We start from the raw sequence: 12,689 nt of genomic DNA on the forward strand, positions 1-12,689 counted from the left end.
AGGTTATTGCGCCCAACGCAATTGCGTAGGCAACGGTGCAACGGGTTCTGGCTCAGGCGGCAAGCCAGGTAAAGCAAGCACTCGGTTAAGGACTTCGGTTTCCAGCGCCGCCAGCCGATGCGAGCCACGCGCGCGCGGTCTGGGCAGTTCGACGAGGAGGTCCAGCCCCACTTCGCCGTCTTCAATCAGGATCACCCGATCAGCAATGGCCACCGCTTCGCTGACGTCGTGGGTCACCAGCAACACCGTGAAACCATGCTGGCGCCACAAGCGTTCGATCAGTTGCTGCATCTCGATGCGGGTCAGTGCGTCAAGCGCACCCAGCGGCTCGTCCAGCAACAGCAAACGCGGTTGATGAATGAGCGCGCGGGCCAAGGCCACACGCTGTTTTTGCCCGCCCGATAACGCAGCGGGCCACTCGTGGGCGCGCTCGGCCAGGCCGACCTCTTCCAGCGCCTTGAGCGCTTTGCCACGCCAATCGCCTTTAAGCCCCAGGCCCACGTTGTCGATGACTTTTTTCCACGGCAGTAAACGCGCTTCCTGAAACATCAAACGGGTGTCGTCGTGCGCGTCTTGCAGCGGCGCGCTGCCTGCCAGCAATTGACCTGCCGTGGGCTGATCCAGCCCGGCCAGCAGGCGCATCAAGGTGCTTTTGCCACAACCGCTGCGCCCCACGACAGCCACAAATTGACCTGCCGGGATGTGCACGTTGATGTCGCGCAGTACGAGGCGTTCGCCAAAGGATTTTTGCAGGCTGTTGATCGCCAGCGGGATGCCCGGACGCAAGCGAGGAGGTTGTTGAGCCGTCATGCTGCACCGCCTTTAACCACTTGATAGGCCGGGTGCCAACGCAACCACACGCGTTCCAGACCCCGGGCCGCGCTGTCGGCCAATTTGCCAAGCACCGCGTACAAAACAATCGCCAACACCACCACATCGGTCTGCAAAAACTCCCGGGCGTTCATCGCCAGGTAGCCAATACCGGAGCTGGCAGAGATGGTTTCAGCCACGATCAACGTCAGCCACATAAAGCCCAGCGCGAACCGCACACCCACCAGAATCGAAGGCAATGCGCCCGGCAAAATCACCTGACGAAACAGACTGAAACCGGACAAGCCATAGCTGCGCGCCATCTCCACCAGCGCCGGGTCAACGTTGCGGATGCCGTGATAGGTGTTGAGGTAAATGGGGAACAACGTGCCCAGCGCGACCAAAAAAATCTTCGCCGACTCATCAATCCCGAACCACAGGATCACCAGCGGAATCAGCGCCAGGTGCGGCACGTTGCGGATCATTTGCACCGAGCTGTCGAGCAGGCGTTCGCCCCACTTTGACAGGCCGGTGATAAAGCCCAAGGCCAGGCCAATACTGCCGCCAATGACAAAGCCCAACCCGGCGCGCCAGCCGCTGATGGCGAGGTGCTTCCAGATCTCGCCACTGCGCACCAGCTCAACGCCTGCCGCAATCACGGCACTGGGCGCCGGCAGAATGCGCGTCGACAACCAACCGGCCGACACCGAAAGCTGCCACACCGCCAACAGCAACACGGGCAAGGTCCAGGGCGCCAACGTGTGAGCGAGGTTATTAAGGCGCGAAGCCTTCGTTGTGATCATGGCCGCCTCAGCTCTGCGACGCGGCTTTAGGGAGGATGTCGTTGGCCACCATTTCGCCAAAGGGGCTCACATATCCGGCACTTTTCGGCAGTTCCGGGCGCTCGATATCCAGGTGCGGGAACAACAGCTCCGCCACGCGATAAGACTCTTCCAGGTGCGGGTAGCCGGAGAAGATGAACGTGTCGATGCCCAGGTCGGCATATTCCTGAACCCGTGCCGCGACCGTTGGGCCGTCACCGACCAGCGCCGTGCCCGCGCCGCCGCGCACCAGCCCCACGCCCGCCCACAGGTTGGGGCTGACTTCGAGGTTGTCGCGGCTGCCGCCGTGCAGCGCAGCCATGCGTTGTTGGCCCACCGAATCAAAGCGCGCCAAAGAGGCTTGAGCACGGGCGATGGTGTCATCGTCCAGATGCGATATCAGCTTGTCTGCGGCTTTCCATGCCTCTTCATTAGTCTCACGCACGATGACGTGCAAACGAATGCCGAAGCGCACCGTGCGCCCGAGCTTGGCGGCTTTGGCGCGCACTTGTTCAATCTTTTCAGCGACCGCGGCCGGTGGCTCGCCCCACGTCAGCACCATTTCAACTTGTTCGGCGGCCAGATCCTGCGCCGCTTGCGACGAACCACCAAAGTACAGCGGCGGACGCGGCTGCTGGATCGGCGGGTACAACAACTTGGCGCCTTTGACGCTGATGTGCTGGCCATCGTAGTCCACAGTTTCGCCTTCGAGTACACGGCGCCAAATGCGGGTGAATTCCACCGACGCCTGGTAACGCTCTTCATGGCTGAGGAACAGACCGTCACCGGCCAACTCTTCCGGGTCACCCCCCGTCACCAGATTGAACAGCGCCCGTCCGCCCGACAAACGATCAAGCGTCGCCGCTTGCCGCGCGGCCACGGTGGGCGAAACGATGCCAGGACGCAAAGCCACCAGAAATTTCAGACGCTGAGTGACCGGAATCAGTGCGGCGGCTACCAGCCAGGAGTCTTCGCAGGAACGGCCGGTGGGGATCAACACCCCGCCAAAGCCCAGCCGATCCGCCGCTTGCGCCACTTGTTGCAGGTAACCGTAATCGACAGCGCGGGCGCCTTCGCTGGTGCCAAGGTAATGGCCATCACCGTGGGTAGGCAGGAACCAGAAAATATTGAGGCTCATGGAGTGGTCTCCTAAATGGGTACGGCAAGCGTTAGAGGGCCTTGGCCACGGCGGCCGGGGGCGTCCAGATCACGTCTTTGACCACCAGTGGCTTGGGGATCAACTTGAGCTGGTAAAAACTGTCAGCGATTTTTTGCTGTGCGTTGATCACCTCCGGGGTCAAGAACTGTGCGCCGTAACCCTGGCGTTTGACGGCTGTAAGGGTGATCTCGGGCGACAACCCCAACAGCGGCGCCACTTGTTGGGTCACCTCTTGAGGGTTGGCTTTGGCCCACTCGCCAATGTTGCGCACTTCATCGACCAAGGTTTCGATCACCTTGGGGTGCTGCTGCGCATACGGCTTGGTCGCCAGATAGAACTGATGGTTGTCTGCAATACCGCTGGCATCACGCAGGGTGCGCGCTTGCAACTGTTGCTCGGCGGCGGCCTGGTACGGGTCCCAAATCACCCACGCATCCACACTGCCGCGTTCGAACGCCGCACGCGCATCCGCGGGAGGCAGAAAGACTGTCTGGATATCGGTGTACTTCAGGCCCGAGTCTTCCAGCGCACGCACCAGCAGGTAATGCACATTGGAGCCTTTGTTCAGTACGACTTTTTTGCCCTTGAGGTCTTTCACCGAGGTGATCGGCGAGTCCTTGGGCACCAGAATCGCTTCGCTGGTGGGCGCCGGTGGCTCGTAGGCAACGTAAAGCAAATCAGCGCCCGCAGCCTGGGCGAACACCGGTGGTGTTTCACCGGTAACGCCGAAGTCGATCGAGCCGACGTTCAAGCCTTCCAGCAGTTGTGGGCCGCCGGGGAACTCAGTCCACTGCACATCGACGCCCTGCTCGGCCAGACGCTTTTCAAGCGTGCCTTTGGCTTTGAGCAGCATCAGCGTGCCGTATTTTTGATAACCGATGCGCAGGGCATCTGCTTGAGCTTCTAACACGACGCCGAAGGACACAGCCGCAGCTAACAGTGCGACCAGACCTCGACGCAAAATGACAGGGCGCATGGCGCTCTCCTTTTGTTGTTCGAGATTCGGGTTGCACCTGCCGAGCCGTTAGCGGGTCAGTAAGGTGGGGAAAGCGTTAAATCAGATACTCCAGCGAGCCGCGACCAGGCGCTCGTTGAGAAGGTTGGGGTCCAGCGGCTTGGGGCGACGGGCCAGCGCGCTGTAAAACTGCTCCAGCGACTCGTTCAAGCGCTGTTCCAAAACCTGCGCCAACTGTGCTTGAGCGCTGCCTTCGCCATAAGCAATCTGGCTGTCATCGGCAAAGATGCCGTGCAGCATTTCTTGGGCCTTGAGCGCCGACAATACGGGTTTAAGTGCGTAATCCACCGCCAGCATGTGGGCGATGCTGCCGCCCGTGGCAATGGGCAACACCACCTTGTGGCTCAGGGCGCGTTCAGGCAGTAAATCGAGGACGGTTTTCAGGGCGCCGCTAAAAGATGCCTTGTACACCGGCGTCGCAATCACCAACCCGTCGGCGTTTTCGATCTGTTGCAGCAGGTCGATGATTTTCGGGCTGTCGAACCGCGCATGCAGCAAATCCTCAGCCGGGAAATCGCGCACCTGGTAACTCACCACTTCGACGCCTTGGCGGTTGAGCCAACCTTTGGCGCGGTCCAGCAACACCCCGCAGCGGGATCGTTGGCTTGGGCTTCCTCCGAGAGTCACAACCAGCATCTAGGCATTTCCTTGCATGAATGTGTGCAAATCGCTGTCAGCGTTTTCGCTTGAGTGGAGAGACCATAACAGGGGATTTTTATATCTATAAATCATATTTATTCATTTATTTATTCCTTAAACGAATAAGAAGGAGTCCGCTTCAATCAGCTCGCTGCGCCTGGATTCGATACCCCATTGAAACAGCGCCGTACCGGCGGTTTAGGGGCGCATGTCAGATGCCCATGCACGCAAACAAATAACAGTTATGTACCGCCCAGCTGCGCGTCACGCGACATAGGGTGCAGGTCATTACTCACAAGGAATGCGACATGAGCGAGAAACCAGCGAGCACTTTTTATTCACCCCTCTCTATAAAAGAGCGTTTTCTGACCCATGCGCGTGAGGCGCTTGATCAAGGCATTATCACGTTGGCTGAAAAAGCATGGGTTGAAGCTTGCATAACACCCCGCGAAGACCTGCCCGCTCAGGGTGAGACAAGGGGGTATGCGCACCATATCGGTTTCCGGCATCCCAATACGCCCTCTATTACCTTTAAAGGCGTTTGCCTGCTCTGTGCTGAACCAGAAGACTCAAACCGTTACTACCTCTACTCGCTGGTAGATGGCTTTAGAAAATTTAACCTCTGGGCTGAGGCGGTCGCAGATATTCGCCAACGACTGACTAATGCAGACCCTGCGCTGATGTATTCAACGCCTTTCTCTATGCGGCATCGTTTAACGCAATACATCGACACGCCTCTGGAAAAGAAAGGTATTACAAGCGATGTGTTTGAAAGTATGAGTGAGCTGTTTAACGCACAGATCGACGCCGACCGATTTCTGACGGTGACGCTGTTCTCCCAACTGCCCTCTGCGCGCTCTACCCTGTTTAAACAACTTCAAGCAGCCGTCCGCACAACCAGGCCATCGACGGATTCACTTGAAACAACCTGCGCAATGACCCCGCTCGTTGCTGAGCACCCGATAGTGAATTGGATATTTGAGTACTACTTGAAAGGCACTATGGTCGACAGTGAAATTGTTGAATACAGGTCCTCGACAACCTGTAACCTGCAAGTCATCAAAAGTCGCAGTGAAATTGAACTCGAACTGATAAGCATGATTGCAAGTACCGCCCGTCATCTGGACACCGAACTTGCCGCAGAACTCCTTGCGTCCTGGACCACTCTTCAACTGCCCTTTCCCACGTTGCAAACCACACTGGTCTACGAGTTGAGTGACCGGTTTTTGAGCGAGTTGCTTGAGGCGCGACATTCCAACCGCGTGAGTTCAAACATGTTCAACCACCTGTTTGGGGGGCTCTATCTAAACAACGGGGCGCCCATACAGTGTGTCTTACTGCACATTAATCAAACGCTCTTTTCACCCATCGCCTGGGAGGGGTGGTATGGCATCTATATAGGCGACACAAACGGTCAATTCATTGTCATGACGGATAGGGGGCTCGAGTTTTTTGACTCGTGGGCGCATTTCGTGCTCACCGTTTTGCCTCGCGTGAAGGCATTGCTGTCCCCGCAAAGAGCCTATGGCCCCGACGGCATGGAGCCTTTCTTGGCGCGTTATATGGCTCGCATTGATCGTGCAGCTTTAACGCTAGAGCCGCCGCTTGGGTTCGGCCATACCTTGATTCATGGCAACGTGTTTGCAACCGTCGAAGAACGGCTTTTGCAAAAAATAATCTCTGATGTGAACTTCTTATCCGCCTGGATAAAAAATCTGGACTTTCTACAGAGTTCTTATACCGCCAGAGACTATGCCAGCTTGGTATCCGCGGTGCTGGAGGATGCACTGGATATTCGCGCCTTGGTGAATCCGGCGCTGATACCGCGGTTTAATCAGCAGCGCTGGTGCACTCATTTCAGCGTGGGGCAAACCACCACCGTCATCGACGGTGAACTATTAAATTCTCTGAAATCCTCTGTTCAGGAAATTAAAAAAGATTTGCAGACACTTGATAGACAACTCGACAGTTTCCTGGCCGCCTCGCCCAGTATCGCCTCCTTCATTAAAAAACGGTTCGCTCAACACTGGTCGAGCACCAACAAACGCCCTCTGGATATTGAAAACATCGAGGTGTATGACACCGCGCCGCACACCCCCTCTGCAACACCGTTGACCCTGATTGACAGCCTGTTAGAGCATGTGACGGGACATGCGCTGTTACCGGCCAAGAACGCCCGTGTGCAATATCAAATAAGAAACGAAGCCGGCACGCCTGCCACCCTGCTCGACGACAACGAAAGTGCAGCGATTCATCGGATTTTATTCTCGATGGCGGATGGCTTTAGTGGCGCACTGATCGATTACTTCGCCGAGACGCTGTTGCACGAACAAAACAACCTGCGGCCTGCTCTGCCTAAACAACCCAAGACCGGCATTAAAAAACTGGTCGATTTACGCCTGGAAAACCTATGGGCTGGAGGGCTGTATTTTTATCAATATGAACCCACGCTCTCACCGCACGACGCAAGCTGCATAGAAATGTTCAACTTAGGTCTGCAACTGGATCAGCGCAGGTCGTTTTACCACTTTGTGTCCGATGTGTTTAGCGTCACGCTTAATTCGTCCCAGGCTGGCATCAGCGCCACCCTTGAAGAATGTTTTCTGATTACAGAGCGCGGGGGGATGGACGCGTCGTGTTGCGGGCGCGTTTATTTTTGGTCACCGGCCAAGAAGTTCGAAGTTTTCGCCAGTCTCGCAGATTGCCAGGCAGCCTTGCGCAAACGGCTTTTTGATGACGTAGAGGGCGAGGCATTAATGTCGACCCTGGGCCGTGCTCAACGGGCGACAGTGCTTGCCAAAAGGGCGATGCTGCTGGCCGATAGCAATGGCCTTTTTAGTTTTGAAGTTATCCAGGACAACTTTTTAGAATCCTTATCGCGCAGCAGCACCCAACAACATATACAAGACCTGTCGGCGGTGGTGGACCAAGCCATCGAAATCAATATGCCAAGTGCTGTGTTTCAAGACAGCGTTCTTAATTACAAAGAGCGCATCCGCCACAGTTTCAATATCACGTCCCTCATTCAATACACTGACACGCTACTGTTTGAGGCGGCCTTGCCAAAAGCGTTAAAAGAAGCCCCCTTACAGGACCAGCTTGAATACGCAACGCTGTTGGAGCGTTACCGGGATGTGGTCAAGGACAACAACGATTATTTGCACGATATTCCCGATATCAACGACTTCGCCTACAAGGCACTCAAAACACAACTGAGCGCGGATTACCCGCACGCTGAACTTGACCCTCATGACATTGAGGTGACCATTACCGTCACCACATCACCCGCCTGGACGGCACAAATTGCATCCTTGGGCGGGGCCGTGTCCAGATCGGTGCAACCGCTGTCAGCGTATGCGCTTCGCGGATTTGGACAACTGACAGGACATCTTTCACTCCGCTCGTTAAGCGCGAAACCATTACCGCCTGAACTCGATGCGTCGGCAGTGAAAGACCTGGTCCGACAATTAAACATCGGTACTCAGTACCGAACCTTACTGGCTGAGAAATTACCCCGTGGCAAACCGGACTATGCGGCACGGTTCAGCATGTTCTGCAATCACCTGCCTCTCCAAGTGCTAGAAGCCGCATTCAACAGTAAATTGGCAGGCCAGCTCACAGACGCTGCCTACCGCTGTATTGAACAGGTCATGAATATGCCCGATGGCGGAGCACGGGAATCTGTGAAGGGTCAGCGCATCCAGTTGCGGCGCTTACAGCTGTGCACATCCAGCGACGCGACCCCTGACCCGGTAAAAGGGGTGTATGTGATCAGCCCCCAAGCCCCTGGTGAAGGTCCTTTTGTGGTGTGGGCCACTTACAACCAGGATTTTTCGTTCAAGGAGTATCCCGATGAACAGCACTTTATTTTGGACCTGTGTTCGCGGGCGACACTGCAATCGCTAATTCTGAGCAGGCTCACACCCTACATCCGCAAAAAATATGATAACGGCGGTTTTAAAGAGCCGCACGTCACCTACATCTCTCAAGACTTCTTCAGCTTTGATGTGTATTCAACACCTGCTCCGGTCACGCTCTCAGGCGAGGCCATTGAAGGCAATGCATTTTTGACGTTGTACGACGACAACACTGCTTTGTTGCTGGATATGGCCAAACAGCAGTCCGTCACCACCTCAGAAGCCGACTGGACCTCGTTCAAAACCCTGCTTTCCTTGATCGCTGAAACAGCCCTCATGTTTTTGCCCGGCAAGCTCAGCCTACCCATCACCGTTTGGCAGACACAAGACACATTGAAATCGTCGGTACTCGCGGCTGCCGAAGGGCACTGGGGCGAAGCGCTAACCCGTTTTGTAGCCTCCATGATGATGCTGATAACCGTGCGAAGCGCGCCCGCCCAAAAGCCGCGTGAACATCCAGTAGGAGTGCCCCTTGAACCCCCGGTTGCCCATCAGCCTGTTGGTCACGCTAGCGAGGCTTCATTTCTCAAGACCCGGCAACTGAATGCGCTACAACCCTATATTGATCACCTCGTCTCCCTTCATGAAATGACCCTCAATGAAGAAACCGGCATTTATAGCAACGCGGCCAACGAGACGAGCTACATCGTATTGAGCGGCAATATTTATAAGGTTAAAAAAGACCTTCAACGCTGGCGCATTGATATCGGTGAAGGCCGCACAGGCCCGGCGTTAAAACGTGATAGCCAGAAGCGCTGGGAGTTAGATCCACGTGAGCCTTTATTAGGTGGCGGGCCAATACTGTCCAGGCATGCATCTCCCGCAAGAAACTTTCCTAACGTGGTGACTGAAGCAGAAGGCATGCCACAGATCCGTAGGCTTTATCCTGCCAAAGCCGCTGCGATTGAGGCGGCTCACCAGCAGGCGATTGAATACTTGATCGAGGCAAAAAGAGTACTCAAGCGCCTGTATGAGCCGGGTTCCCCATTCGAGCAGCACCGTCAGTGGCTTGAAGATTTTTTCGGCAGCCCTAGCCTTACACCCCAGCAAATCAAAAAAATTAAAGCCGCCATTGACTCCATTTTAGGCCGCTTGCTAAAGCCCTCAATGAACCCCCTTACCTCCGAGCGCTATGTCGTACTTCGCCACGTACCCGCTAATAACGCTGAGTTGGCCTTCATACTGGCCGACGACACGCGTAAGTACATCTACATTTACGAAGGGTTCTTTCAGACTGTGCAGGATCCTTTGAACACAGGGATCATGCTGGGATTAAAACGCACCAACCCGCCGTTCGACTTCAATCTGCACTTTCGTGCGACCACGCTTATTCATGAGGTGTCTCATCAAACGGCAAAGACCGTGGACATTGCCTACATGAACGCTAGTTCCCCTTACATCGAATTACTCGAAAACAGCGCTGCGCCATTTCATGACATCCTTGATCAGATTTCGAGTATGCAAGCCACGGCATTGTCCAGGTCGACAACCATTAGTGATCTGTTCATAAGCCATACCTCAACCAACACGCCACCTGCCAGTCTGTCTGCCCGTATCCAAGACCGTATTCTAGCGGAGACGGGCGCCTCGACACTGGATCAGGCGCGCCTGATTTTTTTAGCCGACCCGCAGAGTCGTTTCAATGTCATTCTTAGTAACGCGGATTCCCTCACGCTATTGATCAGTCGATTGGGCGGCAATATTGAGCGCTATCAACCTGTCGTACATCCCTGAACATAGGTTTCACCGGGCAAACACGGTCCCCGTGATTGAACTGAATGCTTACTTCAGTCGATCAATCGCGGTGGCCAGGCCCTACTTGTTCGGTTGCGGCGTCAGGCGCAAATAGGGCTTCACGGTGCGATAGCCTTTGGGAAAACGCTGCTTGATCTCGTCTTCGTCTTTGATAGACGGCACGATCACCACATCGTCACCGTCTTGCCAGTTAGCCGGGGTGGCGACCTTGTGGCTGTCGGTCAGTTGCAGCGAATCGATCACGCGCAAAATTTCGTTAAAGTTGCGGCCCGTACTGGCCGGGTAAGTGATGGTCAGGCGAACTTTTTTGTTCGGATCAATCACGAACAATGAGCGCACGGTGAGGGTATCACTGGCGTTGGGGTGGATTAGGTCGTAGAGGTCGCTGACTTTGCGATCGGCATCGGCCAGGATCGGGAAGTTGACCACGGTGTGCTGGGTTTCGTTGATGTCGTCGATCCACTTGTGGTGCGAGTCCACCGGGTCAACGGAGAGTGCGATGGCTTTGACGCCGCGCTTGGCGAATTCATCTTTGAGTTTGGCGGTGAAGCCCAACTCTGTGGTGCACACCGGGGTGAAGTCCGCCGGGTGCGAAAACAACACGCCCCAACTGTCGCCCAGCCACTCATGAAAATGGATATTGCCAGCGCTGGAATCCTGTTCGAAATCGGGGGCGATATCGCCGAGTCTAAGGCTCATGGTGCAGTTCCTTTTTATAAGAGATGGCGAGGCAGTGAGCGTTCACTCTGCCTGCGGCATGACTTAATTAAAAAGAATAAATGACGATTTATTTAGATCTGAAACGAATATTAAAAACTGTTTCATTGGACGCACCAAAGCACCGGGTCCACTCTGGACTCAGGTTTAGGCAAGGGGAGCGGCAGGGAGCTGCGACTATTAATGTGTTGCGAATTGATCGTTCTGGTCTTCGGTAAACACCCTGCCCGGCATTGCGCCGGGCAGGATTTTTCTTACCTTTGCACTACGCCCGCATTACAGCAACGGGATCGAGTAGCTGACGATCAGACGGTTTTCGTCCTGATCGCGCTGGCCGGCAATGTCGTTGCGCCACATGGCGTTTTTCCACATTACACCCAGATTTTTCAACGGACCTTCTTGCACCACGTAGGCCACCGTGATGTCACGTTCCCACTCGGAGGCGCCATTGCTGGTCTGGCCACTTTTGCCAAAGGTGTCGATGTTATCGCCACGCAGGTACACCGCACCGGCCGTCAGGCCCGGTACGCCAACCTTGGCAAAGTCATACGAGTAGCGAGCTTGCCAAGTACGTTCGCCGGCACGGCCGAACTTCTGGATTTGCATGTCAGTGATGGTGTAGTTCGACGAGCCGTCGCCCTGGTTCAACCAAGGGAAGTCGCTGCTGCCGTTGCTCACCTGGTAACCACCACCAAAGGTGTGACCTTCAACGGTGTACAGGAACAAGCCGCTGTACAGGTTGTTATCAACTTTACCTTTACCGTTTTTCAGCACGCTGTTGCTGTAATCGCCGTTGCTGAAGTACGAGGAGTCATAACCGTTTTTGCCGTCATCACGGCTGTTGAAATAACGCAGATCCGTTTTCAATACACCAGGGCCGATCGACCAGTTGTGTACCAGGCCCAGGAAGTTCTGTTTGTAGAACTTGTCCAGGTTGCCGTAGTAGTACTGAAGCAACAGGTCTTTGGTGACCTTGTAGTCGCCACCGGCGTAGATGAACTTGTTGCTGTTGGCGGTGCGAGCGTTCGCACCCCCAATCGACATCTGTTCGTTGTTGCTGGAGTTACGGCCTTTAACGTGTTCGATCTGACCACCGATCAGGGTCAGGTCCTTGAACTCATTGGAGGTGATTTGGCCACCTTCAAAGGTCTGAGGCAGCAGACGACCATCGTTATAGGAGATAACCGGCAGTTTGGGCATCAGGGTGCCGTAACGCAGTTCGGTCTGGGAAATCTTGGCTTTGGCTGTCAGGCCCAGGCTGGAATATTCATTTACCGCGTCGCCGTTGGACTTGCTCGGGAAAACCGTGCCGCCGTACGAACCAACACCATTAGTACCGCCACCCGAATCCAGACGCACGCCCAACAGCGCGATGGCATCCACACCGAAACCGACCGTGCCTTGGGTGAAGCCCGAGGTGTAGTCCAGTTGGAAGCCCTGGCCCCATTCTTCCTGCTTGTTCTGAGCGCCAGCCGCTTTGGTACCCGAGTCGCGGTTATCGGTGTTGATGTAGAAGTTGCGTAGCTTCAGGGTTGCCTTGCTGTCTTCAATGAAGCCGGCAGCGCCTGCTTGTTGCGTCAACAAACCTACGGCCACAGCCACGGCCAAGGTGGACTTGTTCATTGTCTTGCTCCTTTGCTTTTCTAATTTTTGTAGTTCTTTAACCCGAAATCTGACGTTTCGGTGCTAGAGATGCGCGATTAGCGCCAGACCGTGACTGACAAGTCAATCGTAACCATTCATGTCTACGACCTTTGTCTAGTCATCCGTCATTTGTGCGTAGGGTAATGGCTTTTGGTTAAGCCAAAAAAGGTTTATTTATAAAATTTTCAGACCGAATAGCTATATACAAAGAA

At 55.1% G+C, this 12,689-nt stretch carries 8 protein-coding genes; 1 reads left to right on the plus strand and 7 read right to left on the minus strand.

All coding sequences use genetic code 11. The annotated features are described in order from the left end of the window. Window positions 1–3 precede the first annotated feature (3 nt). From ssuB to ssuE, 5 genes are all read right to left on the minus strand, one after another. A complete protein-coding gene (gene ssuB / locus GYN01_RS09150; protein ID WP_048402295.1) occupies window positions 4–810 on the minus strand; it encodes an aliphatic sulfonates ABC transporter ATP-binding protein in 807 nt (268 codons plus the stop codon). Further along, on the minus strand, window positions 807–1,613 hold the full coding sequence (ssuC, locus tag GYN01_RS09155; RefSeq protein ID WP_048363956.1) for an aliphatic sulfonate ABC transporter permease SsuC: 807 nt from the start codon (window positions 1,611–1,613) through the stop codon (window positions 807–809). The genes ssuB and ssuC overlap by 4 nt, the downstream gene beginning before the upstream one ends. Before the next feature lie 7 nt (window positions 1,614–1,620). Then, window positions 1,621–2,769, minus strand: a complete 1,149-nt coding sequence (ssuD, locus tag GYN01_RS09160) for an FMNH2-dependent alkanesulfonate monooxygenase (protein WP_048363955.1) — start codon at window positions 2,767–2,769, stop codon at window positions 1,621–1,623. A gap of 31 nt (window positions 2,770–2,800) precedes the next feature. Beyond that, window positions 2,801–3,766 carry a sulfonate ABC transporter substrate-binding protein gene (locus GYN01_RS09165; protein WP_203306922.1) on the minus strand — a complete coding sequence of 322 codons (966 nt, stop codon included), beginning with the start codon at window positions 3,764–3,766 and terminating at the stop codon, window positions 2,801–2,803. A gap of 81 nt (window positions 3,767–3,847) precedes the next feature. Further along, a complete protein-coding gene (ssuE, locus tag GYN01_RS09170) occupies window positions 3,848–4,441 on the minus strand; it encodes an NADPH-dependent FMN reductase (protein ID WP_048363953.1) in 594 nt (197 codons plus the stop codon). A gap of 311 nt (window positions 4,442–4,752) precedes the next feature. Here ssuE and GYN01_RS09175 point away from each other — a divergent pair, with 311 nt between their 5' ends. Next, the gene (locus GYN01_RS09175) at window positions 4,753–10,095 is read left to right on the plus strand and encodes a dermonecrotic toxin domain-containing protein (protein WP_203306923.1); all 5,343 of its coding nucleotides are present in this window, start codon (window positions 4,753–4,755) and stop codon (window positions 10,093–10,095) included. Window positions 10,096–10,176: 81 nt separating this feature from the next. On the opposite strand, the gene GYN01_RS09180 is transcribed toward GYN01_RS09175, so the two are convergent. Beyond that, window positions 10,177–10,815 (minus strand): peroxiredoxin, encoded by a 639-nt coding sequence (locus tag GYN01_RS09180; RefSeq protein WP_048363951.1) that lies wholly within the window; start codon window positions 10,813–10,815, stop codon window positions 10,177–10,179. A 294-nt stretch (window positions 10,816–11,109) separates the two neighbouring features. Beyond that, window positions 11,110–12,456, minus strand: a complete 1,347-nt coding sequence (locus GYN01_RS09185) for an OprD family porin (protein WP_203306924.1) — start codon at window positions 12,454–12,456, stop codon at window positions 11,110–11,112. Window positions 12,457–12,689: the final 233 nt, after the last annotated feature.

This window comes from Pseudomonas weihenstephanensis (assembly GCF_016812185.1).
Lineage (GTDB): Bacteria > Pseudomonadota > Gammaproteobacteria > Pseudomonadales > Pseudomonadaceae > Aquipseudomonas > Aquipseudomonas weihenstephanensis.